Consider the following 26,340-nt stretch of genomic DNA (forward strand, 5'->3'; position numbering starts at 1 on the left):
ATCTTATGCAGTTATATTTTTTTAGATGTATTAGAGGTTTTAGGAAGAAAAGAATGCTTCAAATAAATATTATTGAGGATATAAGAGATGAGAGATTTACAATAGAAGATACCTGGAATAATCCAGTATTTGAAAAAACTTAATGAAACAATAAAATTGGAAATTAATTATTTAAATTTTTGGGGGTAGGGGGAGTTATAACTATTTTTGCAACCTATAGAGCTGGTGGAATACCATTTCTTCAATATGATACAATAAAATGCAATTTCAGTAAAAATAAAAATTCTACTGGAATTTTGCTGCGAAATCTCTGTGTTTCAAATTTTAAAGTTGATTTGAGTATCATAATATCCTATAATCTAAATCATAGCTTTATTTTATAGGAGGAAAAATAAATGAAGTTCAAAATCAATTTAAAAACCCTGTCGGAAATTTATAATATAAATGAAATAAACCTTCCTAAATATGTACCTCAAATACTAAATTTATCAAATCAAAACGCTCAGGCAACAAGACCTAAGAATGTAGGTCAGCTATCAGAACTTTTCCCACAGTTTAAGAAAGAATCAGAGGATATATCCGTTGAATCCTGGAGAGAATGGTACATTAACAATATGCCCGATGCAATAGATAATGCAGCAGAAAAAATCTGGATACAAGTTGAAAATTTAAAAAAAGCAATAAATGAAATAGATAAGGAAATGATTAGGGATTGGGTTGAAGACCTTATAATAAACAAAACCTATACAGGGCTTAATTTTCAAGAAGCAATTATTAAAACGATTGCTGAAAAACAAAATAAAAAATGGAGACTATCAAACCCTGATGAAGAATCAAAGGGCATTGACGGATATATTGATGATACCCCTGTTTCTATAAAACCATCATCATACAAAACCAAATCTATGTTAATGGAAAAAATCGATGTTAAAATAATCTATTATGAAAAAGCAAAAGATGGATTTATTGTTGAATTTGAATAGATAAAATCTGGGGACAGTTACTTATTTCACTTATTGTAAATGAAATATTAACAAAACAAATTAAAAGGCCGTTAGCCAATAAAATTAATGGTTAACAGCCTTTTAATTTTAATATTCAGCTCTATACACATTTTCACTTATTTTTTCTATAAATTTAAGCTCTGAAAACTTCAAATTGACTTCTTGATTTGTAACAACAGGAAAATCATAATTTAAATTTTTGTATTTTATATTTTTCATCGTTTTTGTAAATTCAATATGATTCCGAAGCCTTTTTTTATATATCTCTTTTATAAAATTTTCATATTCCATTACTTTACTTTCTATTATACTTTTAAAATTCACATCTATTTCAATAGAAATACTGTTTCTTCCACAGGCCATTGCTGCAATCATAGTAGTACCTGTTCCTGCAAAGGGGTCAAGTACCACATCATTTTTTGCAGAGTACATGTTAATTATCCTATAGGGAAGCTCGAAAGGATATGCAGCACTCCTATCCCTCGATTTAGAATCTCCTATCTTTTGAGATGTACCCTTAAAATCCCATACATCAGAAAACCATACATTCCTCTCTTCCCAAAAATATGCACTCTCCTGCCTGTTTTTCCTTTCTGCATCACTTTTATAATTCTTTTTAGTCCCCTTTCTAAATATAAGTATATATTCATGCTCTAAAGTTACATAGGCACCCTTTGGGAGCATCCCAGAGCCCATAAATTTATTAGGTGCATTGGTCTGTTTCCTCCATAGAATATCAGGAAGGGGATAAAAACCTATATTAATACACGCATTTATAATTCTCGCATGGTTAGGGTAAAGTATAAAATTATTATTAATTGTCCTTGTAGCATCACCTATATTTATGCACAAATAAGAACCTTCTTTTAATACCCTGAAACACTCACTCCAAACAACATCAAGCTGCCTGTGCATAAGTTCAAAGGCAAGGAAACCATTACCTTCCTCAAAGGCATTTGATATGCCTTCATCAATATTTTTAAAAAGTTCATCCCACATCTCTATCATAGGATATGGAGGAGAAGTTACTATTAAATCTATTGAATTATCCTCTATGCAGTTCATGTTTCTTGCATCATTAATATATATTTTGTGAAGGGTTTCCATAACGATTCTCCTTATATTTTAACTTAAAACATATAATAAAATTATAATCTATGTACAAAAATAAACAAGAGCCTAAGATAGTCTCATTTATCCATAGTGCAAAAATATTGATTTTATAAGTTATAGAAATCAATTCTAAAAAACAAGCAGCTGATACTTTGAACAGCTGCCTATAATTTATTATTCTCTGTTTAAAACCATATTTACTATAACTCCAACTATTGCTGCAAAGCTGAGACCGCTTATGCTTACTGTTTTTGTTACTGGTATTCCTATATTTATCTTTGCATAGGTTGGCAAAAGTCCAAGGATTAATACTGTTGCCATTATTATTATATTCTTAATGTTAAACTCAACCTTGCTGTTTCTTATTGTTTGAACTCCTATGAGGGCTATCATCGAGTAAAGCATAAAGCTTATTCCGCCCATTACTGGAACTGGTATAGTCTTTAGGAATCCCCCAACCTTTCCTACAAACCCAAGTATCATAGCAAAAACCGCAGTCATTCTAAGTATTGATGGATCATAGTTTTTAGTTATTGCTAAAACTCCTGTGTTTTCTCCATAGGTTGTGTTTGCTGGCCCTCCTATAAATCCTGCAACCATAGTTGCAAGTCCATCTCCTAAAAGAGTCCTGTTAAGTCCTGGATCTTTTATAAAATCCTGACCTACTACCTGCCCGTTAGTAGTTATATCACCAATATGCTCCATAAATACTGCAAGAACTACTGGCGCTATTATTGCTATCGCTGCTGCATCAAACTTTGGCAGTGTGAAATTTGGTACTGCAATAAGCGCTGATGTTTTAACTGCTGTAGTATCTACTATTCCCATAAAAGCTGATAATATATACCCAGTAGTAACCCCTATTATTATTGATAACTGTTTTACAAGCCCCTTACCAAGGAAAGTAACTGATACCGCAGTTAACAGGGTTACTATTGATACCATAAAGTTTGTTTTTGCACTTCCGTAGGCAACAGGGACTAAGTTTAATCCTATTACCATAATCATAGGCCCTACGACTTGTGCAGGAAGCACCTTCCTTATTCTTTCAACTCCTATTTTTTCAACAACAAAGGATACAAGAACATATATTAAACCAGCTACTACTATTCCACCCTGAGCATATCTTAAATCCCCGTATGCCTGTTTTACTGCTATTATGCCTGGTATGAATGCAAAGGACGAACCAAGGAAAACAGGAACCTTCTTTTTAGTGCAAAAGTGAAAAATAAGTGTTCCAAGACCTGCTGAAAATATTGAAACTGATGGGTCAAGACCTGTTAAAATAGGAACTAAAACTGTTGCTCCAAACATCGCTATAAGATGCTGAATCGCAAGTATAACTCTTTTTACCTTATCAAAGGTTGAAATTTCTTGTACTACTATTTCTTCTGTTATAACTTTTTGTGCCATTTTAACTCCTCCTTCTTTCCCAGCCTCTCAGGACTGATTTAAAAGTTCTTTACATAAAAAAACTTCTTACCAACTGGTAAGAAGTTACAAACATAGCTTAATATATCATTTACCATCTTACCAGCCTCACAGGACTGATTTAAAGAACTCATTTATCTATTAAATACTATCATAAATACCCATAGTGTGCAACACTTTTTTATAAAAAACTTTTTGGCAAATTTATTTAAACAGGAATAGTTTTTAATTTTCAAAATATATTAAATTTGATTTGTTTGTTAATTTTTTAATTTATGAATTTTTTAATAAAACTATACAAAAAAATATAAATTTCATGTTAAAATATAATTGATTTATTAATAAAGCTATAATAAATATATACAATATACGAAATATTATAAATAATATTTTAGAAAAGGAGTTTTAAATATGAGTAAACCAATTCTTTCAGCTCACTTTCAATCAAGAACACCTTCAGATGTTAGACTTGCGCAGATGAAGTATGAGGAGCGCAAAGTCAAACCTCAGGCTGTAATAAATGTAGGTATTGGTAATGTTTCACTCCCTACAAACCCTGCAATGCAAAAAAGAATGTTTGCTCTTAACGCACCTGAAAGTCCATTTTCAAAGGGTGTTATTAGATATTCAACAACTGCAGGTTTTACAGAATGTCAGGATGCTTTTAAAAATATATTAAAGTGCGAAGGCTTTGATACTAGCAAATTATTCGTTCAGATAACTGACGGCGGTTCTTCTGCTATGGAATTACTGTTAATAGGTGTCTGCGGAGGTGCTGGGAGCGATGATAAGCCTTTAATGGTAATCGATCCAGCCTACACCAATTACATTTCCTTTGCAGAAAGAATTGGACGTAAAATAGTTACAGTAACACGTAAATTAAACCAAGATGGAAGATTCAGCCTTCCAGAAATAAATGAAATTGAAGAAGCTATAAAGGCATATAATCCTGGAGCTCTTCTTGTTATACCCTATGACAATCCTACAGGACAATTATATGATTATGAAACATTAAAAGAACTTGCTAAATTATGCGTTAAATATAATATGTGGATGGTAAGTGACGAAGCTTACCGTGAACTCTTCTATAAAGAAGACAGCCCACTTGTAAGCATATGGGGATTAACCGATGCAGATGTACCTGGAATTGAAGGCAGAAGAATCAGTATAGAAACTGCTTCAAAGGTATGGAATGCATGCGGTTTAAGAATAGGTGCTTTAATAACTGATAATGCAGAATTTAACAACCGTGCTGTTGCTGAATATACTGCAAACCTTTGTGCTAACGTAATAGGTCAATATATTTTCGGAGCTTTGGCACACGAGAGCAAAGAAGACATACTTAACTGGTGCAAAGGCTTAAGAGAATACTATAAAGAGCAGATAATAAACGTATACAATGGACTTAAAAATCTCGAACCTGAATTAATCGTTTCAAGCCCCGATGCATCGATTTATTCTGTAATCGACGTTAGAAATGTCGTAAAACCAGGTTTTGACTCAATAGATTTCGTTTTATATTGTGCTCAGGAAGGCTCAGTTAACATAGATGGTGTTGAAACAACACTTCTTGTAGCACCAATGAAAGGATTCTACAATGTTAAAGAAGGTGAAGAAAACCCAGGAAACACACAATTTAGAATTTCCTTCGTAGAATCTCCAGAAAAAATGGCAAAGGTTCCAGAATTGTTCGTTAAGCTTTTAAGACAGTTTGAAGCTCAAAGATAATAAATAAATAAAGTTAAAAAAACCCGCCGGATATTTTCCGGCGGTTTTTTTTAATTATTTTTTCCTTCTTTACGCCATTTTGCAAATTCAGCTGCAGCTGTAAAGAGAACATCTGTTGAAGAGTTAAGAGCTGTTTCGCAGGAGTCCTGAATAATACCCACAATAAATCCAACTCCAACAACTTTCATAGCAATGTCATTCGGAATTCCAAATAAACTGCAGGCAAGAGGAATAAGAAGAAGTGATCCTCCAGCAACCCCTGAAGCACCGCATGCGCTTACTGCAGATAATATACTCAATATAAATGCTGTTGGAATATCTACTTTTATACCAAGAGTGTTAACAGCTGCAAGGGATAAAACTGAAATTGTAACTGCTGCCCCTGCCATATTAATTGTTGCTCCTAAAGGAATAGATACTGAATAGGTATCCTTATCAAGTCCTAATCTTTCACATAAACTCATATTAACAGGTATATTTGCCGCTGAACTTCGTGTAAAAAACGCTGTTATGCCGCTGTCTTTCAAGCACTTAAAAACAAGAGGATATGGATTTTTACGGATACATAAAAATACAATAATTGGATTAACAACAAGAGCTACAAAAAGCATTGTTCCAACTAAAAGCATAAGCAGCTGTCCGTAGCTTAGCAGCGATTGAAGTCCATTTGCAGCTATTGATTCAAACACAAGGCCCATTATTCCAAGTGGTGCAAAATTGATAACTAATCTAACTACTTCTGATAATGCGTCCGATACATTTGTAATCATAGTTTTTGTTGAATTTTCTGCATTTCTCAAAGCGATTCCTATAATTACAGCCCAAGACAATATTCCAATATAGTTAGCATTGTAAAGCGCCTTTACTGGATTCTCTACAATATTCAATAGTAATGCTTTAATAACCTCTACAACACCACCAGGAGGTGTTAAATTCTCAGCCCCAGCCCCTCCAGGAAGTATTATCTTAATTGGGAATATAAAGCTTGCTATAACCGCTACAAGACCTGCTAAAAATGTTCCTGCTAAATATAGAATTAAAATTGACTTCATATTAGTCTTATGACCACTTTTATGCTGTGATATAGCCGACATTACCAAAAAGAAAACGAGCATAGGCGCAACCGCTTTTAACGCCCCAACGAATAAAGAACCAAAAATAACAACGATTTTCGCTTTTTCTGGAACAGTTAAAGCCAAAATAATACCGATTATAAGACCTATAATAATTCTTTTAACAAGGCTTAACTGATTCCACTTTTTAATTAAGTCTTTCATACTTTCCCCTCCATAAAATAATGTTTTTTAACAATTTAAAAATGAGAATTTATACAAAGTATATTATCATAAAAATTCATAAATTTAAAGAAAAAAATCGAATTTTGTCTAATTGTGTTGCTATTCAAAATATTCATATATTAGTAATTAAATACTATTAATATTGTTACTTGCAATAAAAAGGCAGCAAAATCAGTGCTTCATTTTGAAAACAAGTTTAATCAACTATTCAAATAAAATAAAATAATTAGTAGCTATTATTAATGAATTACTATACACAAATCAGATGTTTATCGTATAAATATAATATCAAAGCTTAATAAAAATAGTAAAATTAATTGTAGAACACAATCCTTTATGTTAACATGTAATCAAGTATATTTGTTATATATTTGCATCTTAATTCTATTTTGAAAACACTTTTATATAAAAGAAGGGTTAGTATGGACATTTTACTTAGCATTTCAATTACTTTTTTTGTGTTAATCTTATCTATTTACAAAGGGATTTTTGTGGGATATCCATTAATTCTTGGTTTTTTGATATTTGCCTTTATTTCATTTAGAAGAGGTTTTAAAATAAAAGAAATTATTAGAATGTCTATCGACGGGGGTAAAAAATCCTTCGTTGTGCTTAAGATACTTGTATTAATAGGAGCTATTACTGGAATATGGATGGCAGCAGGAACAGTCCCTGCTATTATATATTATGGAATAAAATATATGAACCCAAGCTATTTTATACTTTATAGCTTTTTAATAAGCTGCATTGTTTCCCTTCTTCTTGGCTCTTCATTAGCAACAGTAAGTACAGTCGGTATAGCATTAGCTTTAATGGCTAAAAATACAAATATCAATATAAACATAATCGCAGGATCTATTATATCTGGTGCATATTTTGGGGATAGATGTTCTCCTATGTCCTCAAGCGCAAATTTAGTTGCAAATATTACAAAAACAAGCCTCTATACAAATATAAAAAACATGTTTAGAACAGCAATAATCCCCTTTATCCTATCTATAATTATTTATTTTATTATCTCGATTGAAAAACCAGTCAATTTTATACAAACCAATTTATCTGCACAAATACTTCAAAACTATAAGATAAACATAATTGTTTTATTACCAGCTATAATAATATTAATCTTTTCCATTTTAAAAATAGATGTAAAAATATCAATGCTAATTAGCATTATATTAGCTTCCTCTATTGCTTTAATGTTTCAAAAATATACACTATATGAGGTTTTAAAATTTTTAGTAATTGGATTTAATCTTCCACCATCTAACCCCCTTTATCATATCTTAAAAGGTGGTGGAATTATAGCGATGTGGAAAGCTGCTGTAGTTATATTTATATCCTGTGCTCTGTCAGGGATTTTTAATGAAACAAACATACTTAAAACGATTGAAGAGATTTTAAAAAGAGCTAAAACTCGATATGTATTATTCATATACACAGCAATTGTAAGTGTTTCTACTGCAGCCTTTGGATGTAATCAGTCAATTTCAATTATTTTAACCAACAATCTTATGAATAAAAACTATATAAAAAACAAAATTGATAACCATCAATTAGCTGTAGACATAGAAAATACTGCTGTAGTATTATCTGCTCTTATCCCTTGGAACATAGCTGCCTTTGTTCCAACAACAACATTAGGAGTTAGCAGTATTGGCTTTATACCCTATGCCTTTTATCTATACCTACTGCCAATAATCTATTTTTTATATCTTTATATTTCATGTACAAGATATAAAAAATTCGCAGCAAACAATTTTGAATATAAACATTAATAGTAAAATATTAATCACTTATGTTACGGTTCACTGTCAACAAGGCACTCGCAAAAAAAATATTTATATAATTATTATTATTAATCTTCAGACAGTTGAACCCCCCACTTTTCGCTATTTGAAAAATGGGGTTTTTCGATAGTTTGAGCCTATCATCTTAAACTATAATAGGTTTTTTTAACAAGTTAACAGTCTAATAATTTTCTATCTAATTTTTCTCCTTTTTGCTCCAGTAAAACGCTGACATATTGCTGGAAGCTAAAACCTCTTTTCCATCTAAGCTGTATATAACTCCTACTTTTAAAGTGTCACATTCCTTCTTCTACTTTATATTTTTTTACTTGTAAATATTATTAAAAATGTTTTAGTTTAGTCTATCTTGATAAATGAAAAAGAAGAGTCGATTTAAACTCTTCCTTAAATCCCTAATATTCTATCCCTTTCAATCTTTATCGTATTATCTTTTCCATTTATTTTTTCATCTCTTCCGTTTCCATACACTCTTAATCCTTTAGCATTTTTTTCATATCTAATAGAAATTCTATAACTCTCATTTGTTCTTTCATCGTTATTTAATCCTAAACAGTCAACTACCTCATCAAATTTTAATACTGCAATTTCACTCTCTTTTAATTCTTGTTTACCACATATTAAGGCAAATAATAATTCTTTCCCCTGTTCTTTCTCTTTAAGCTCCTTAATTTTTTGCACTTCATCTCCACTAAAACTAAATTGCCACAGCTGAACATCTTTATTTTCCCTTTTTGTTCGAGATGATACATATTTCATGTATAATAAATAATCTCCCTTGTTTGTTGTAAATAAATAAATCCTTCTTTCTTCATTTTCTTCAAACAATGGAGGTTTTACACCATTAGATAACATTAAAGACAATAAAGAGCCATAATAAAAGTCTGCTCTTGTTAACTTAGGCATAATAGCATCCCCCCAATCATACATTCTTCAAATTAATAATACATAAAATTGAAAATATTTCAATTATTTGCATAAAAGTAATAAGCAAGTATCAGGCGTAACCATTTCAAAAAAGCTCGTGTATATATTTATATAGAAGGAGAGAATTGCTATGTCAAAGTTAAAAGTAGTTATTAAATTTGACTCAACGGAAGAGAGAAACAACTTTATAGTCAATCTCTTAAAAATTGATACTCTCTTAAACCAAGATAATCTTAAAAGAAAGGAGCGTGAAAAAATCCTTGAAGGCTTTAATAATTTTATAAAGATGATTGAACAACCAAGGAAAGGTAATCCTTATTATAAACCCTACAATACATTCTATTATGGATATGTTGGCAACATTGGCTATCAACCTAAACCTTGGACTCAAGCTGGGGTTTTCTTAAACGGAATTAGAAGCATTTATATGGTATATCAGTATAAATATATTAAAGGCATTTGGCTTTGTATAGAATTTAGAAATAACAATATCGGAAAAGAAAAATATTACTGGATACTTGATAATATGCCAAAAGAAAAGTTAGGGGAAAACATTCCTCTACCAAATAAAATAAAATGTCGAAAAAGACTTGCTCGAGTCTTAGAAGTGATAAACGGCTACAATCCTGAAAGATATGCTGATGAACTTTTCTCAATTCTATTGGATGTTAAGGAAAAAATGCCAAGTGCATATACTAAAAGATATATTTACCTATGGGAAGATTTAGCTCTTATATTTAATTCAATGGATAGATTTGATAAATGCCTTGAGTGTTATGAAAATTTAGCCAGCCTTATACCGAATTCTTCAGATCCATATCTTAATATGGGTGTATTTTTATCTAATAGAGGGCTTATAAAAGAGGTTATTGAATGTTATAAAAAAGGACTTGCCGGTTACACTTTTCTATTTATTTTGCGTAAAATGAAAAATGAGGAAGCAGTATTGCACCACTCCCTCTTGTTATTTATCGATTACTAATTTTAATGGAAAATATTTCTTTTTATTTCTTCTACTTCTTTTATTGAAAGGTCAACTATTTCAGCTACTGTTTCAACATCCATTCCTTTTCTTAACATTCTTTCAGCAGTCAATTTTTTACCCTTTTGCATTCCTATTTCTATCCCCTTTTGTTCAGCAACATGTAGTCTTGTCATTTCATCCCTTATTGCAGCCATCTTAGCTTCGTATTCCATTCTCGCCTGCTTATCCTTGCTTATTATTTTCAGAAGGTCGTATGCGTAGTTGATGTCCTCATTCTTCTTTGAGAGCACATCTATCACCTCCTTATTACCATCTATGAATTCCATCCACATTACAAGCGGGTCATTTTCATCTCTTGGTACTTCCTTATTATATAGCTTTTTAAGCTCTAAAAAATGTATTTCCAATACATCTGTAAGTTTAAATTTTGTTTCATCTTCAAATATATGAAATGTTGAATTTAACTTCTTTAATGGAGTTACATCAAAGTCTACTATGTTTATTGTTATGCACTTTTTAAGGTCTGTGTATTTTCCTCCTGACTCTATTTGCTGAGTATACATCTTACTCCAGTAAAAGAGTGTTCGCTCCGCCATGTAACCGCTATCTATTATTTGCACTTCTATATCTATTTCTTTATTATCTTTTGTTCTCACCCTTACGTCAAGGACTCCTTTTTTATCTTTCTTATGATTTTTTATTAGTTCACTATTTAGTATTTCAAGCCCTTCAAGTTCTTCTTTTGGCATTCTTAACACTGCACTTAAAAAGGAAACTAATACTTGTTTATGTTTTTCGTTGCCAAATATATGCTTAAATACAAAATCCATTTTTGGTGGTATTAAATCATAATTTTTATCGATTATTTCATCACTTATTATACCTTTTAGTTTATCATTCGCTTTAGTTTTGGGCATATTATCTACCTCCCTTATCCTTATTAATATTTTACCATTTTTTATTTTTCTATACCACTTTATTTAAAATGAAAAAGAGAAAGCAGCCTTTTCCACTTCCTCAAATTTGTAATTACCTCTATTAACATTTCAACATTTATTATTAGCTAATGCTTTTACTGAATCATCATCATTCTACCCTGAAAGTCAGTTTTATCCTTACTATCTTTTGCAGATTTCAAAAATATGGGGGTTTTTTCTTCTTTGCTTACCTTCCTATTACCCAGTTTGAGATTTTTCCTTTATTTTGGTTTTTGTTTTTCAGAGAGCATCTCCTTTCTCTTTGACTGGTCGCAGAATTTAGATTATTCAGCGAGATTTTTAGATGCCATTTTTGTAGGATTTATTGTAGAGTTGGACTTTTACCCTTTTATGCCATTGTAGAGAAGTTTTTCAGAGAGATTTTGAAAAGTTTTTCAGCGTCTTGATTGAAGTTTAGTTTGAGATTTGAAATTAGGGTGACGGAAATTTGTTGTAATTTTTATTTAACTTGTTGAAGCTTTGTTGAAAATGATGACGGTATTTCATATAGTTAATTAAACTTGGGCTGTAATGGTAACTGCTTTTAAAGCAAAAGGAAAGTGCCGCCCAGCGGCAAGTTTGTCACTTGTCAACTGGGTTGCACTGTTAGTTGAAGACATTCAGGCTCTTAATTCCAAAGAAAATTTTGCGACTACTTATGATACGGTTCACCGTTGTTTACCGAATACATGACTCTTAAATATTAATTGATAGATACTTGCTACATTATGCTTTTATTTTGACTCTGATTTTATCTGTAATATCCGCCAACAAATCTAAACTGTCTTTTATGTTATTTAAAAATTCTGTTGAAGTAGTGTAATTTCCAACTGACATTGTTATAATTTCTGAACCGTCATGATTTATTGTTCTTGTAAAGCCTGAATCTATTTGATTAGGCCTGTAATTATGAACAATATTATTTCGGAATTTATTTATCTGCTTATAAACAGGATTTTTTGGCAAAGAGTTCAAATATTTATAAAGTGCTTTATCTTTCTTCTCAAGTTTCTTTAAAACATTACCTCTAAACTCTGAGGAAGGTTTTATATCAAGCCTGTATTTTATATTAATAATATGATAAATAGTATCAATTAATCCTTCAAATCTTGTGTAATAACTGTCAACGTAAAAACTAAACCAATATAAGATTCCATAATGTTTCTTTTCAAAATGAGGGAAATATTGCACCGACTTACCATTCTCTCCAGGTGATTTGTACCATTCTTCATCAGGGATACCTGAATCATAATAATATTTTAGCAACGTATAATTTACAATTAAATCAAATGCCCTGTTATTAAATTCTTTTAACCAGTATTGCATTTGAATATTGTAGTACCCATCTTCAAAATCTGAGGGTGAAAATTCAATTTTATTTCCATTGTTATCCAAATAAATTCTGTTTATGACGTCTGCTTTATCTCCACAAATCTTCATCCATTCTTCTTTGGTAGGATATCTAGCATAATCATAAACATCAATCATAAAAAACCTTCCTTTCAAAATTTTTAATTTATTAATTCGACCTTATTTTAACAAGAATTCATAAGATTTTACAGACTATTCTAATTCTATTTGTGGCAAGATGCATTATGGATAGATAATATTGGGCAATCATAAATTGGCTCATAAAAGATAATTTATATTAAAATCCATTCGAAAAACTGAAACGATTTACATTCATCATTGAACTACTATTTTATTTATCATTTTGGCACTTATATTGTGCGATTTTTATTATAGCGCTTTTTTGGCACTTATACTATGCGATTTATCAATTTTATTATTTTTTGGCGCTTATACTGTGAGATTTATTGATTATATCAGTTTTTGGCACTTATAGTGTGAGATTTCTCTAATGCACAGGCATGGTGTGAGATTAAGCGTTATTGGCACATATAATGTGCGATAAAGGTTTTTGGCACTTATATTGTGCGAATTAGTTTTTGGAACCTATGCTGTGCGATTAATGCTTTTAGCGCTTATTTTGTGTTATTCTATTGAAGCATTGTTAATGATACGGAAACTTTCTCCGCTAATTGTTCTGACGATAATTACTTCACCATTATCAATCTTAAATCATATGTTTTATCATTTACTTTTTAAAAAACACATACATTAGAATATTCCTTTAAAACATCTTTTACCTATTTGCCTTTTATAATGTAACTCTTTTCAAATATTAAATAGGTAAGAGTGTTTAGACTTTTTTATGATTTTTCTTGTATAATATAAGCGGAGGCTTGATAAATATGGATATTTTTACACCTGAAAAAAGAAGAGAAGTTATGCAAGCCATAAAGGGAAAAGATACAACCATAGAAATGATGCTTCGAAAAAAACTTTGGGAAAAAGGATATAGATATAGAAAAAACTACAATAAAATCGTTGGAAAGCCCGACATTGTATTCCCGAAATACAAAATTGCCATTTTTTGTGATTCCACCTTCTGGCATGGCTACAACTGGGAAGAGAAAAAGAAACGAATTGGCACAAACAGGGAATACTGGATAAGAAAAATAGAGGGCAACATTGAGAGGGATAAAAGAATTAATCAAGAATTAATTGCAGACGGCTGGATAGTTCTAAGATTTTGGGAAACAGATATAAAAAAGAATCTTGATGAGTGTGTAGCAAAAATAGAAGAAGCCATTCAACAAAGAAAATCACAAATTAATGATGGGTAAGAGTACTTTATACTTTTAAAAACATTTTATAAATTTTTTTATAAAATTTTTAAAAAGTGTAAGGTTGTCTTACCCATTTTAAAAAAATAATAAAAAAAGCAAGGGTTATTAAGCAATTAACCCTTACTTACTTTTTGCAAGTTCTTGTAAAGCCTCTTTATTTTCTTTAATCACTTCGTCCATGAGTTTTTCGAGTTCTTTTTGTTCTTTTTCTTGCTTATTGTCTTTCAATATCATCACTTCCTTCCACAATAGATATTAAAAAGATTTTGCCAGAAATAAAACCGTTTCTTAAAGGATTATTTTAAAATAAAGTATTTCTAAATCATTTCTATATATCGTAGATATGCAAAAAGTCCGTTTCTTATTAATTTATCTTTTTCACTTTCTATTTAGGAAAGCATTTCTAAAATCACGTTTGGGGCATCTTTAAGATAAAGAATAGTTTCTATTTTCTTTATTATCTTAACTTTATATTCTGAAGGTATTTCTTCTATACTTTGATAGTGATATCTGCAATATTTTATTATGGCTTTTACCTCATCTACGAAATCATATTTCTCGAAATAATGTTTAATTTTTGTGTCCTTATCGGAGAATAATGCCATCTGCAAAGAAAGCATGTTGTTTAGGCTATTTCCATACTCGTTTTTACGCTCAGCATAATAATAGTTTATGTATTCACGAATATCAACCAATACTTGGAAATTCTCAAGAAGTTTGCTTATTTGCCCACTTTTTATTACATGGTCTAAATAGTATTGGTAAATTGTATCTTTATTAAATCTTTTATAAAGCATAGTGATATAATACTTAAACATTTCTAAATGACTATTAAGAAAAAGCAAAAAATCTAAAAGTGAAGATGAAATTAAGTTCTCTTCTTGTTCCGTCAGTGTTTTAAAATTGTTAACTAACTTTAGTTTATTTTGTGAAGAGTTTTCATTTATATTAATTTTTGTTTTCATAAAGCATCATCTCCATTTGAAGGTTTTTTGGGGTAGAGTTGGTTGCAATACACTATCTATATAAAGTTCCATTTCAGGTGACACTTAAGTTATAAAAAATAATCATTTTTGATTTACATATTTAGAAACTGTTTGTCTCGCTATACCTAAACGCTTTGCAATCTCAGTGTTATTAAAGCCCTGTTCCTTTAAAGCCATTATTTTAGCGATTGTTTCCTGTTTCTGTTGCTCTCTTTGGGTTAATCCATACTCGTTTCTTCTCTTTTCTCTTCTCTTTTTATTCCTTTGTTCTTGTACCAGTTTTTTAGATTTGATTGTCTTAAGTTTACGCTGTTCTTCTTCTGTAATACAAAGTTTTTCTATTAAATTTTCATTTGTATAGTTGTAACCTTTTCGGCACCATTTCCCATTTATCAAAACTTTTTCCCCATTTAACCACCCTAAATAGGCTTTATGGGCTGTTCTAACTATTGCATTTACTTGTGAAGTCCTCTCTGGTTCATCAAACGAATTGTTTAGTAAATGTGTATCCTGAAGTGCTTGTTCTAAATTGCCTTGATTTGTTTGTAGGGTGTGATAAGCGAATAAAAGCAACATATAATTTCTAGTTCCTGCACAATCGCCTTTTCTCATTTCTACTAAACGCATTATGTCTCTCATTCGTTCTAAATTAAGTTTTTTAAGTGATTTGCCATATTTTTTACCGTTTTCTTTTAGTGTTTGAACCCTTTCAACTGTATATTCAGCCTTTAGAAGTGTCTTGGGTTTTTCTTTAATATATTCATTTGGAAGCCATAAATCTATAAATTCATCAATATCGTCTATTGTGTTTCCGTAATTTTTTAAAATTGTTACTTCCTTTTGCTTGTTATTCTTTATGTTATATGTTCCGTCTATTCGAAGCACTCTGCTTGCATCCATTGCATTTGCATCAGCCCCATAATCCTTCAGAACATCATATATAAATCTCATGCAAGTTTTCCATTTTTCTTTTAATTCGAAATTAATTTTATTATCTTCTCTGGCTTTAATATTGTTACTGAACTTAAGGATATAATATAAACCGTTCCCTGACGAAATCAGCCAAGTTGGGTAGGGGATTTTTATACCAAGAATGTCTTCCTCTAACAACCATATCACTTGTTCATGCGTTAACCCTATCTTATAAGTATCTATATCGCTAAAAAATCCTTTTAGTTCATATACACAATTACTATTTCTGCATTTTGTATAAAAAGTGTTTACAGAGAAAAAAGCATTTTCTGTTTCACATTCGTAATCATCTATCTTATAAAATTTTTGTCCCATTTTTCCATCTTTATTTAAATGGCAACTTGCAATATATCCCTCGCTGTCTTTGTGAAGTTCTTTTATAACATTCCCTATCGTGTTGCTTTGGTGAATTGTTAATTTATATCCTAATGGATTTTCAAGAAAAGCATCAAAATCGTCTAAAGGTGTGCTTATAGTGTTGGTAAATTGGTTTGTGGCTAACATCGTATCATCTCCCTTCCTTTTGTGAAAAAGGGGGAGGACGTGATATTAGCCGTATTTTTTTATTCAATTGTCCGCAATTCGTTATTTACGTTATGTATGAATTTTTCCGAAGTTGTCTCCCACTATACGATGTGCATTATAAAAAGATTCTTTCTAATGTCAAATTTTTTTCTATAAAAAATAAAAAATTTTTAAACCGGTCACCTCAAATGGACGAAACTATAAAACTAATCCAAAAATTAAAGAAAAATAATCAATAATTATAGCCTTTTATCATTTTGTATATTATAATTTATGTATAGTGTCTTTGAGAGAGGGCTAAGGGCTATCCACAGTCCACGCCCAAGCAAAAAGCACCGGTTTTTCTGGTGCTTTTTGCTTTACAATTAATTAAGTAACAATGAAACAATAGTATCTATCTCTCTTAAGCCTCTTTTGTAAATTTATAGCATGCAGTGTTAATCTCTGCCCTTTTTCTGTTGTCTCAGTTGTCTATTCAATAAGTGTATAACTTATACTAAGCCATTCTTTTAAAATCAAGCCTGTTATAAAAATTGCAAAAAATAACGCTTTTTTAAATCGTTTATGTCAGGTAATTTAAACAACTATTGAATAATTTCCGTTGCAATCACGCCTATAAATATGGTTGCTGATTTTATTTATATCTGTGTCTATCGTCATTAAATTTTGTAATATGTTTTTATAAATAGAAAAGGTGGATTCTCTATATCTTGCACAAAACAGGGCGGACGCGGAGGGCATACAAAAAACAATATCATCACCAACTTTTTGTTTAATTTGTTTTTGTATATGTTTGCTAAGGAATAGGGTAGCCGCGAAGTCAGTTGTAAATCTCAAACTATATATTTCAAGAGAGTTATCAAGCCTTGAGAGAATGTTTGCCATCTTATTTAAATTAATCATGCTTTTTTCTTCCAATTCATTTAAATTAATATTTGCGTTTTTTAAATCTTCTTTTAAAACAAAGCGGAATACTTCCCCTAAGTCGCTTACATACATTATTTTTAAATCACAAAATAAATCTTTTTCGACAAAATTTCTGCTTATGTTATTATCATTTGTTTTTTGCTTTATTAATGGAAAGACATTCGATAAATCAAGTTTAAACTTGTAAGTATCCAGAATATTGTTTATTATTTTAAGGTAGTTTTTTAAATTTTTAGTATACCCGTATAATAGATACTCTTGATACATCGGCTTTATCGGCACAGATACATTAGTGACACCTTTTGCAATATATATTCTGTCTTCGTTATCAATACGCACTTCGTCAAACAGTGATTTTAAATCTTTTATTATTTTATTTGTAAATTCCTCATATTTCATAATACCAACTCCTTTCTTAAAACAATATAACGTCAAAAAACAAAAATGTCTGGTCCTCAAAACAATAAGGTAGTAAAACATGTAAGTAAAGAATAAGAAGTGCAAGAGAGTTTTATAAATAAATATTGTAAAGTGTTTAATTTATGGAAAAAACAAAGCAATCAAAGTGGGATAAGCATAGTTGACGAAGAGAAAAGATTTCTAAAGAGATAAATGCCAGTAAAATCCAGAGGATTATGTAGGGGCGGGTGAAAACGATATACATGTAACAAAAAGATTATTCCTTTAAACTATTAGTAAGGTAAGAATGCTGGAATTTATCTGTATGTATTAAACATAAAAACAGGAACCGTTTGGTTCCTGTTTCTGTTTTAGGAGGTATTTTTCATTTATTTTGCTTTTATTAATCGATAATCTTTCCAAATTATAAAAAAGACATACATAGTAAATATTGAAAACGGAATATACCAAATGTTTAATATTTGTTGTCCTACGCTTGGAATCTTAGAAAAAGTAGCCAGCAATATTGCAAATATACTGTATCCAACAAAAGCCGGGAATACATTCATAAGAAGAACTTTTTTCATAGCACTTCACTCCTATGGAACTTGTTATTTCTTGTCTTTAGTATAGCGCGCAACTTTGAAAAAGGCCAGAACTTTTTTAAAATGTAATCAAATTGCAGCAAAATAAAAAACTGTTGTATAGGTTACAACAGTTTTTATTAAATATTTCATTTATGTATCCCAAGGTTCAAAATGTGAGTACAGTAAGGGAGGGACTCCAACTAACTGTACATCAAATTTAAGGCTTGGTTCCACTTCTGTGCGTGCATTATGTATTCGTAGGCTTATTGTCCAGCCATTATCCAATGCCACTAATACTGTATTCCGTGAACCAGGCTTAAAACCTATATTATAAAACCTTGTTGGCATTGGTAATTGTTGGACATTAATTAATGGGCGCTCTCTACCAGCATTTCTATTTAAAGTTCCATACATATTAAACGCCTGTACCTGAGTAACTCTCCTGTTATCAATTGTGATAATTTTATAAAAATCATTGCGCCCCAATAAATAATGAAGTAGCCTCTCAGGAATAACACCTTGATTATTTTGATTTAATCTTTCTAATTCTCGGATAAAAGCCTCTAAAAGTGGGACATAAAATCTTTCTTCTTTATTCGATATATTTCTCCAAAGTTCGCCTTGTTCTCGTAATTCTTCTAATTCATCAAAAAGCGGATTTATTTCAATAAAATAACTTTCTGAACATGGTATTCCAAACCATAACTCACCAAAATCAATCGTTCTTGATAGCCTACTATGTTTTACCGCTGCGTGGTTATGTTTACATGATAATCCAATTTCCCATTCATTTTGTCTACGGATACAAAGAATATCCCTCACATCTCCCTGTTGCCCTCTTGCATCCTCTTGTATTGAAAGATAAAGCGGAACATTTGTTAATGGAGTTGTAAGTTGGGGTTCCAGACGCAAAATTACACGTATTGCTGCGTCTGCTCCCAAATCCATCTTGTTTTGCATATCAGGTGTAGCATTTTCATATTTTTGTCTTGCAATTTCTAAAGCACTGTTTTGTTCTATTACTACATCTTGACTATCCGCTAATTCATTATAAATAGATTGTAAACAAGCGTATTCAAACGCTTTGCCTAACTCTGTTTGAATACTCACATCATTCACCAACTTTTTGTTCTAATTCTTTAACATTTGCATTTAACTTCTCTTCAAGTATTTCATATAATTTCTTACCTATTACTTCTGCAAGTTTTACCGGGACAGCATTTCCTATCTGTCGATACTTAGAAGTTAGATTTCCTACGAATTCCATATCACGAGGGAAAGTTTGTATAACTGCTGCTTCTTGCCAACTAAATCTTCTTGTTTTCCCTTCACCAAATATCCACTTATCTTCAGCAATCTTAATCATGTCTGGAGAAGATGGGTGCAACGGAACTTGCTTCGCCATTGCTGGAATTGTATAACTTACTTCGTCCCAACCTCTTTTTCGGTTTCTCGACATATACCTACTTGAATAAGAAGCATGGCATATATCACTCTGTTTTGGTTCAGGCATATCCCCGATAGCCTCTCTCAAGGTAACTTTATATGGGAACGGCTCAGGAAATTTAAAATCTTTTACTTCTAAATCTTTTCTAAATCCGTATAGAATAACACGCCATCTGTCTTGCGGAACTCCATAGTCAGCGGCATTAACAAGATTAGGATATACATCATATCCTTTGCTCGCAAAATCCTCTATTATGGCTTCAATAATTTCGCCATCGCCAAGAGTAAGGATGCCTTTTACATTTTCTGCAATAAAAGCATAAGGTTGCTTTAATTCAACTAATTTAACAAAGTAACGATACAATTTATTTCTTTCATCATTAATTTTTCGTGGTCCTGCCAACGAAAAGCCTTGACATGGAAAACCACCCGTTATCACGTCTGTATCTGGAACATCAGAGTAATCAATTTTTGCAATATCTCCTTGCACAACATCTGCCTGACTCCATAGACGGTATGTAGCACAAGCATCTTTATCAATATCATTAGCCCAAACGGTTTTGAAACCTGCTAATTCTAATCCCATGTCTAGACCGCCAGCACCAGCAAATAGTGACGCAACAGTGTATTTTCTGATGTTTCTTATTTTATTTAAGTCAATTATTTTCATTTGAGAACACTCCTTACCCTTTACCACTGTTTAATAGTATTATATAATAATTAGATAAGTATGTTAAGGGGTAATTTCTATATCCCTTCAAATAGCAAAAAGCATGTAAAAATCATATATATTTTTTGCTTTTTATTCTTTTCCCTTTCTCTTTTTATTTTTTCTTTGCCCTCTTTTCTCTTTTTTACAGATTGGGCATTTCCCAAAACCCTTGCTTCGTAATTGCACACTTGCAAGATACCTATGTTCAGAATTATCTGGGCATATCCACCAGACTTTTTTATGCGACTGATGACAAGTATTCCAAGGAGTTACATCTCCATTACGATTATAATCCCAAAATGGCAATAAGTGTGGCAACCTTGTAGCAACACAATTTACAGCACTTGCCTTTGGGTTTTTAGAAGCGCAATAAGGACAACCTTGATTATTTAAAGTTCTATTAAAAATGGCCGCTTCCCAAGGCTGTCCACAATTAGGGCATTTCCACCAGACTTTCTTACCGCTTCCATAACTTAAACTATTTATATCAATTGTATTTTTCTCTGCATCAAATTCTTCTGCAATTTCAGGAAATCTATTAATTAATTTATTTTGTTCTGTTAGCCTTTTCATACAAATCACCTCTTTTTCTTGGTTTTGAGGCATTTTATAGAAAGATACTTTTTAATATCAAGTATTTTTTTCAATGAAATTTTAAATAAAAAAATCCTTGGGATTATGACTCCCAAAGATTCTTTTTAAATTGTCTGTTTGTTTTCCTCTTCTTGTTCTCTTGCAAATTTATAGAAAGTATTTCGCTTTAATCCTAATAACTGCATGGCTTTTGTCGCTGTAATTTCACCGTTTTTCCATTTGGTGTAAACCTCATGAAAATTTTTGGGTTTTGGGACGGGAGGACGTCCAAAACTTATCCCCCTCCGCATGGCTGCGTCAATTCCTTCACGTTGTCTTTCTTTTATCTTTTTCCTTTCTTCTTCTGCAAGCCAACTCAGTATCTGCAAAACTAAACTAGTAACCAATTCTCCAAAACCATCGAGTTGGGCATATCTTCTTGTATCCAACAATGGCATATCAAGGATTACAATATTAATTTTATTATCAACCAGCCATTGCCACTCCTGTAATATTTGTGTTTTATTACGCCCCAATCTATCCAAGGAATGGATAAAAAGCGTATCTCCAGAACGAATACTTCTTTTTAACGCTTGCCACCCAGGACGGTTAAAATCCCTCCCAGATATTTTATCTACGTAAATATCTCTCTCGTCAATATACTCGTTCAATTGTTTAATTGCATCGAGTTGCCTGTTCAAGTTTTGTTCTTTTGTGCTTACACGCAAATAAGCATAATTCCTTTGCATATCTCTACCCCTATTTAAAAAAGTATACTTTTAAAAACAATAAAATTTTGCTGGAAATCATGTTTTAAAAAGTTTATATGCTATTTTTTAAACATTTGTAAAGTGTCATATACTTTTATAAAAATATAGCGCACTATCATTAAAAAAGCAGCATGTAAAATACAACCAAAAGTTGTAGAAAAGGGAGTAGAATAGTAATATTTATAAAGTCACCTTTCAGTTTACGCTTGTCCAAAACAAAAAAAAGTGATAGCCTTATTCTCTAGAACAAGCCTACCACCTTATCTATAGAATTATATTAATTTAAAACCCCACAAAGTTCCTTTTCTTTTTGTTCCCTATACTTCCGATATTCTTCTGCAAATTTTTCTTCAAATTCTTGTAAGTCTAAATTCATATTTCTATTTATGAAATCATCCATGAATTCTCTATCTTCATCATTTTCAACTTCTTTTTGTAATTCACTAATATATTCTTTAAACTTACTGCTTACATTTTGTTTTTCTATATCCTTTACATATTCTTCGATATCCCCATAATGCTGTAAAAGCAGGTTTAATTCTTTTCTTCCTTTAGATTTCAGGTATTCATTAAATGACTTAAAGTCTTGAACTCCTAATACTTTGCATAATCCGTATATATTAGAATACTGGTTATACTCTACCTCTTTTAATGTTAGCCTCTTGGGACCATACCGTGCATTTGAAACAGTGCCAATAACTATTTTTGAATATACTTTCTCTAAAAGTTGCCTTTTTTGAAGAAGTGGAAGCGAATTAAAATATTCTTCTATATTCTCAAATTCCTCTTGCTCTTTTGCCTCACTAAGTAACGCTTCTCTTCGCTTTATTGCTTGAATTATCCTATTTTGTAGTTCCTCTTGAAATTCTTTCACTTCTTCAATCTCTTTTTCTGTTTCTTTTATCATTTTTTCTATACGATTATATTTCAAAGAGCCTTTTTCTTCTTCTAATTGAATATTAATTAAGTTATCTAATTTTGTTAAAAGTTTACTTTCGTTTTTTTCAAGATTTTTAATTTCATCTTTAATTTTATTTATTTCTTTATCGAAAAGCATTTCTTCATTAGCACCATGTTGTTCCTTTAAATAATTTTGATATTCTTTAACTAATGTAAACGCTTCTTTAAGTCTTGTAAAAAAATCTTCCTTTATTAAATTGAAAACTTTTTCTTCCTGAACACTGTAGTACCCATCACAAAGATTTTTGCCTGCGTTGTATGTTGAACATTTGTAATAAACTTTTGCAGGTTTTCTTGTACCATCTGAAAGGATAGGAGATGGTTGCAGGCTTGACGTCATTTTACCTCCGCAATTTGGGCAACGAAGTATATTAATAAACACTTTTTTATGTGCATCGAAATACTCTTGTTTTGTTATAGATGACATGGCTTCTGCCATATTCAAATTCCTTCGTACTTTTCTCCTACCACGAAGCCTTTCAAGAGTTTCAAGAAAAAATTCTTCACTGATGATTGGCTGATGATTTCCCCGCGGTAAATCATAAAAATTTATATCATAAATACTCGTTTTTTCCCAGATTCTTACGCCCCTGTCCGTTTTTTTCTTTTGTCTTCTTTTCGCCCAAAATAATCGCCCGCAGTATATAGGATTTTCCAGTATTTTTTGAACGGTAGCGGTTGCAAATTGTTTGTTTTGTCTTGTCTTGTAACCATGCAAATTCAGATACTGTGCAACATTTTTGATACTGTATTTTTCATTCGTAAAAAGATGAAAAATTAGTTCTATGACTGGCTTTTCGTTTTCATCTACAACAAGCCGTTTCTTAATATCTTTTTTTCTTGTCTTTTTATCTTCCTTAAAATCTTTATTTTCTTGTTGATTTGTAGAATAAAATTCGTATCGATATCCCAATGGTGCAGGGCCTCCAAAATAGTTCCCGTTTTGCACTGATTTTTCTAAACCTGCCTTTACCCTCTCACGCAACTGGTCTATGAATAACTCGTTTAACATACTATGAATAGAAATCATAATCTTTGATGTTTGACTATTGATATCTCCCTGAAACGCCCCATCGACTGTGTATAATTTTAATTGGTTTTCTTTTAAAAGTTTGAAAATATCCAAAGTATGGCTTATTGAACGGCTTATTCTTGACAAATCGTAACAACAAATACCTTCTATATCGCTGTCTGGTTCTTGAATTTGTCTAAGTAGTTCTTTTAGTTCGTCACGCTGCTCTATCGTGGTTCCACTTATTCCTGCATCCTCGAAAAAAATCATATCTTCTTCTTTGTAACCTTGCGATTTAAGATAATAAATGCATTTTTCTTTTTGAACAGCCAATGAATATCTGTCCTCTGCCGCTTGTTTTGCAGATGAAACTCTCGTGTAAATTGCAATCTTACCCATATTGACTCCCTCCGTCCTGTGTTATGTCTTCCTACTTCTAAGCATAACACATGAATTTTCGGAGTCATGTATTAGCGATGATACGGCTCGCCCTTCATTATCCTAAATCCCCTGTAAATCTGCTCAAGAAGTATTAGACGCATTAGCTGATGAGGGAAGGTCATCTTTGAAAAGGAGAGCTTATAGTCCGCTCTTTGCAAAACTTCACTTGAAAGTCCAAGGGAACCGCCTATTATAAAGGCTGCATTGCTTATTCCTTTTACTCCCAAATCCTCCATAAAAGCTGCCATCTCAACAGAAGTTAGCATTTTACCCTTTATATCGAGGGCTATAACATATGTATTTTCCTTTATGTGCTTTAAAATACCTTGTCCTTCTTTTATCTTTATCTGCTGTTCTTGCTTTTCTGATAGGTTCTCTGGAGCTTTTTCATCAGGAACTTCTATTATCTCTATGCTGCAGTACTTTGATAATCTTTTTAGATACTCATCTATTCCTTCCTTTAAGTATTTTTCTTTAATCTTTCCAACACAAATTATCTTAACATTATTCATAATTTTATCTCCCTTAAATTTAAGGTACTGTCAAAGATAATACATATAAAAATGCGCAAACCTTGTATTGTCAATACATTGTAAGCATATATTATATCCATTCCTAAGCACCACTAAATTATAATTATGTAGTATATTTATACTTGTATCCTCTTAATTACACAAAAATCGTATCTAAATTGATGTAAAGACCATGCTAAAAGCTTGTTTATTTAAGTCTTTACATCAATTTAAGATTTGTTTTATAATTTTTCATTAGGATGATTAATAACAAGTTGTCAGAATATTTTTCATAAAACTTTGACACTACCTATTTTATTATTTAATATATTAAAAGTAATTATATAGAATATGGCGCTATAAAAAATAAGCTTGAATTAAAATCAAGCTTTGTAGCGGATGTAAAAGGCACATTTAAATCTTCATTCTGCTTTTTCTAAAGTAACATTTACAACCTTTTCCCCAAGAGGAGTTTTAAGGCCTACCGATACAGTATTCCCAACCCCTGCGTTATATATGGCTTCCTTTAAATCAAGCATAGATAAAATCGTTTTCCCGTTTATTGTAACTATAGTATCCCCTTCCCTAATATTTGCTTTATCAGATGGGCCATTAGGAATCGTATCAAAAACGTATACTCCGCTGTCTATATTATACCCGTAATATGAAGCTATTTCTCTATCAAATCCCTTTATTCCGAGGGTTGGAGTTATAAAATATCCCTTTTCCTCAATGCTTTTTATAACAGGTTTTAAAATGTTTATAGGAACTGCAAAGCCTATACCTTCTGCAGTGCTTACCTTTACAGTATTAACTCCAACAACTTCACCATTTCCATTTACAAGAGGACCTCCGCTGTTTCCAGGATTTATAGAGGCATCGGTCTGAATTAAATCCTCCATAAAATAACCCTCCTGCATTTGAATTGTTCTATTTACAGCGCTTATAATGCCTGCCGTTACGGTCCTTTGAAATCTAAGCCCTAAGGGATTGCCGACGGCAATGGCCTCATCTCCTATGCTTACAGATTTTGAATCCCCTAATATGGCCGGCGTTAAGTCCTCACTTTCTATTTTAACAACAGAAAGATCTAAATAGGGATCTGCCCAAACAGTTTTTCCAAGAGTTTCTCTTCCATCAGATAAAAGTACTCTTATATTTTTAGAATTTATATCAGCCACATGGTTGTTTGTAATTATATAACCCTGTTTATCAACAATAACTCCTGAACCAACTCCCTGTATAGTTTTAGGTCTTAAAAAATAATCCGTCTGAACTTTAGTTGTTACAATGCCGACAACTGAAGGAATAATTTTTGCTGCTGCATATTTTATACTTCCATTTCCCTTTATACTTACAGTTTCAGGCTGGCTTTGCTGAGTATTTAATTGAACCTGAGGGATTTGCGTTGTTTCCTGCTTTAACTTTCCAAAAATAGTTTCAGGGCCAAAGGTAAGCAGCAGGAAACTTCCTATAACTGCTCCAAATAGTGCAGAAAAAAAATATCCCAAAATGGATGATTTCCTTTTATTATTGAAATCGTTATTTTCCATG

The 26,340-nt window shown here is 31.4% G+C and carries 23 protein-coding genes; 6 read left to right on the plus strand and 17 right to left on the minus strand.

What is annotated here, in order from left to right; genetic code table 11:
• Positions 1-179 precede the first annotated feature (179 nt).
• Entirely contained in the window at positions 180-383 is a 204-nt protein-coding gene (locus B5D15_RS15500; RefSeq protein ID WP_179122297.1) for a hypothetical protein, read from the plus strand.
• A 12-nt stretch (positions 384-395) separates the two neighbouring features.
• Entirely contained in the window at positions 396-983 is a 588-nt protein-coding gene (locus B5D15_RS12040) for an MjaI family restriction endonuclease (protein ID WP_078697372.1), read from the plus strand.
• 108 nt (positions 984-1,091) lie between these two features.
• Here B5D15_RS12040 and B5D15_RS12045 read toward each other — a convergent pair whose 3' ends face one another.
• Positions 1,092-2,111: a DNA-methyltransferase gene (locus tag B5D15_RS12045; RefSeq protein WP_078697373.1), complete on the minus strand. Its 1,020-nt coding sequence runs from the start codon at positions 2,109-2,111 to the stop codon at positions 1,092-1,094.
• Between the two features lie 180 nt (positions 2,112-2,291).
• Positions 2,292-3,530 (minus strand): uracil-xanthine permease family protein, encoded by a 1,239-nt coding sequence (locus B5D15_RS12050; RefSeq protein WP_078697374.1) that lies wholly within the window; start codon positions 3,528-3,530, stop codon positions 2,292-2,294.
• A 429-nt stretch (positions 3,531-3,959) separates the two neighbouring features.
• Between B5D15_RS12050 and B5D15_RS12055 the strand changes: the two genes are divergently transcribed.
• Complete coding sequence (locus tag B5D15_RS12055) at positions 3,960-5,276, plus strand: pyridoxal phosphate-dependent aminotransferase (RefSeq protein WP_078697375.1); 1,317 nt, start codon at positions 3,960-3,962, stop codon at positions 5,274-5,276.
• Positions 5,277-5,326: 50 nt separating this feature from the next.
• Here B5D15_RS12055 and sstT read toward each other — a convergent pair whose 3' ends face one another.
• Positions 5,327-6,553, minus strand: coding sequence for a serine/threonine transporter SstT (gene sstT, locus B5D15_RS12060; RefSeq protein WP_078697376.1), 1,227 nt, complete (start codon positions 6,551-6,553; stop codon positions 5,327-5,329).
• Between the two features lie 443 nt (positions 6,554-6,996).
• Between sstT and B5D15_RS12065 the strand changes: the two genes are divergently transcribed.
• Complete coding sequence (locus B5D15_RS12065; RefSeq protein ID WP_078697377.1) at positions 6,997-8,352, plus strand: Na+/H+ antiporter NhaC family protein; 1,356 nt, start codon at positions 6,997-6,999, stop codon at positions 8,350-8,352.
• A gap of 417 nt (positions 8,353-8,769) precedes the next feature.
• Here B5D15_RS12065 and B5D15_RS12070 read toward each other — a convergent pair whose 3' ends face one another.
• Positions 8,770-9,288 carry a hypothetical protein gene (locus tag B5D15_RS12070; RefSeq protein WP_078697378.1) on the minus strand — a complete coding sequence of 173 codons (519 nt, stop codon included), beginning with the start codon at positions 9,286-9,288 and terminating at the stop codon, positions 8,770-8,772.
• Between the two features lie 151 nt (positions 9,289-9,439).
• Between B5D15_RS12070 and B5D15_RS12075 the strand changes: the two genes are divergently transcribed.
• Positions 9,440-10,291 carry a hypothetical protein gene (locus B5D15_RS12075; RefSeq protein WP_078697379.1) on the plus strand — a complete coding sequence of 284 codons (852 nt, stop codon included), beginning with the start codon at positions 9,440-9,442 and terminating at the stop codon, positions 10,289-10,291.
• A 2-nt stretch (positions 10,292-10,293) separates the two neighbouring features.
• On the opposite strand, the gene B5D15_RS12080 is transcribed toward B5D15_RS12075, so the two are convergent.
• Together B5D15_RS12080 and B5D15_RS12085 are read right to left on the minus strand one after the other, a co-directional pair.
• The gene (locus tag B5D15_RS12080) at positions 10,294-11,211 is read right to left on the minus strand and encodes an Rpn family recombination-promoting nuclease/putative transposase (protein WP_242948749.1); all 918 of its coding nucleotides are present in this window, start codon (positions 11,209-11,211) and stop codon (positions 10,294-10,296) included.
• Positions 11,212-11,997: 786 nt separating this feature from the next.
• Positions 11,998-12,759, minus strand: coding sequence for a Cthe_2314 family HEPN domain-containing protein (locus B5D15_RS12085; RefSeq protein WP_078697380.1), 762 nt, complete (start codon positions 12,757-12,759; stop codon positions 11,998-12,000).
• A 767-nt stretch (positions 12,760-13,526) separates the two neighbouring features.
• Between B5D15_RS12085 and B5D15_RS12090 the strand changes: the two genes are divergently transcribed.
• Positions 13,527-13,961 (plus strand): very short patch repair endonuclease, encoded by a 435-nt coding sequence (locus B5D15_RS12090; protein ID WP_078697381.1) that lies wholly within the window; start codon positions 13,527-13,529, stop codon positions 13,959-13,961.
• Positions 13,962-14,353: 392 nt separating this feature from the next.
• Here the strand turns inward: B5D15_RS12090 and B5D15_RS12095 are convergent, their stop codons facing one another.
• The 11 genes from B5D15_RS12095 to B5D15_RS12145 form a co-directional block, all read right to left on the minus strand.
• Positions 14,354-14,929, minus strand: a complete 576-nt coding sequence (locus B5D15_RS12095) for a hypothetical protein (RefSeq protein ID WP_078697382.1) — start codon at positions 14,927-14,929, stop codon at positions 14,354-14,356.
• 102 nt (positions 14,930-15,031) lie between these two features.
• On the minus strand, positions 15,032-16,426 hold the full coding sequence (locus tag B5D15_RS12100; protein WP_078697383.1) for a hypothetical protein: 1,395 nt from the start codon (positions 16,424-16,426) through the stop codon (positions 15,032-15,034).
• A gap of 597 nt (positions 16,427-17,023) precedes the next feature.
• A complete protein-coding gene (locus B5D15_RS12105) occupies positions 17,024-17,773 on the minus strand; it encodes a DUF1444 family protein (protein WP_179122298.1) in 750 nt (249 codons plus the stop codon).
• Between the two features lie 389 nt (positions 17,774-18,162).
• Positions 18,163-18,360 carry a hypothetical protein gene (locus tag B5D15_RS12110; protein ID WP_020458087.1) on the minus strand — a complete coding sequence of 66 codons (198 nt, stop codon included), beginning with the start codon at positions 18,358-18,360 and terminating at the stop codon, positions 18,163-18,165.
• A 150-nt stretch (positions 18,361-18,510) separates the two neighbouring features.
• The gene (locus B5D15_RS12115) at positions 18,511-19,479 is read right to left on the minus strand and encodes a HaeIII family restriction endonuclease (protein WP_041734511.1); all 969 of its coding nucleotides are present in this window, start codon (positions 19,477-19,479) and stop codon (positions 18,511-18,513) included.
• Entirely contained in the window at positions 19,472-20,476 is a 1,005-nt protein-coding gene (locus B5D15_RS12120) for a DNA cytosine methyltransferase (RefSeq protein WP_020457765.1), read from the minus strand. The genes B5D15_RS12115 and B5D15_RS12120 overlap by 8 nt, the downstream gene beginning before the upstream one ends.
• A 132-nt stretch (positions 20,477-20,608) precedes the next feature.
• A complete protein-coding gene (locus B5D15_RS12125; RefSeq protein ID WP_078697385.1) occupies positions 20,609-21,124 on the minus strand; it encodes a zinc-ribbon domain-containing protein in 516 nt (171 codons plus the stop codon).
• A gap of 92 nt (positions 21,125-21,216) precedes the next feature.
• Complete coding sequence (locus B5D15_RS12130; protein WP_078697386.1) at positions 21,217-21,840, minus strand: recombinase family protein; 624 nt, start codon at positions 21,838-21,840, stop codon at positions 21,217-21,219.
• A gap of 298 nt (positions 21,841-22,138) precedes the next feature.
• Positions 22,139-24,232 carry a recombinase family protein gene (locus B5D15_RS12135; protein WP_078697387.1) on the minus strand — a complete coding sequence of 698 codons (2,094 nt, stop codon included), beginning with the start codon at positions 24,230-24,232 and terminating at the stop codon, positions 22,139-22,141.
• A 71-nt stretch (positions 24,233-24,303) separates the two neighbouring features.
• Positions 24,304-24,786 (minus strand): 23S rRNA (pseudouridine(1915)-N(3))-methyltransferase RlmH, encoded by a 483-nt coding sequence (gene rlmH / locus B5D15_RS12140; RefSeq protein WP_078697388.1) that lies wholly within the window; start codon positions 24,784-24,786, stop codon positions 24,304-24,306.
• Between the two features lie 422 nt (positions 24,787-25,208).
• On the minus strand, positions 25,209-26,339 hold the full coding sequence (locus tag B5D15_RS12145) for a S1C family serine protease (protein WP_078697389.1): 1,131 nt from the start codon (positions 26,337-26,339) through the stop codon (positions 25,209-25,211).
• Between the last annotated feature and the right edge of the window lies 1 nt (position 26,340).

It is taken from the genome of Caloramator quimbayensis (assembly GCF_900167605.1).
Classification (GTDB): Bacteria; Bacillota; Clostridia; order Clostridiales; family Caloramatoraceae; genus Caloramator_B; species Caloramator_B quimbayensis.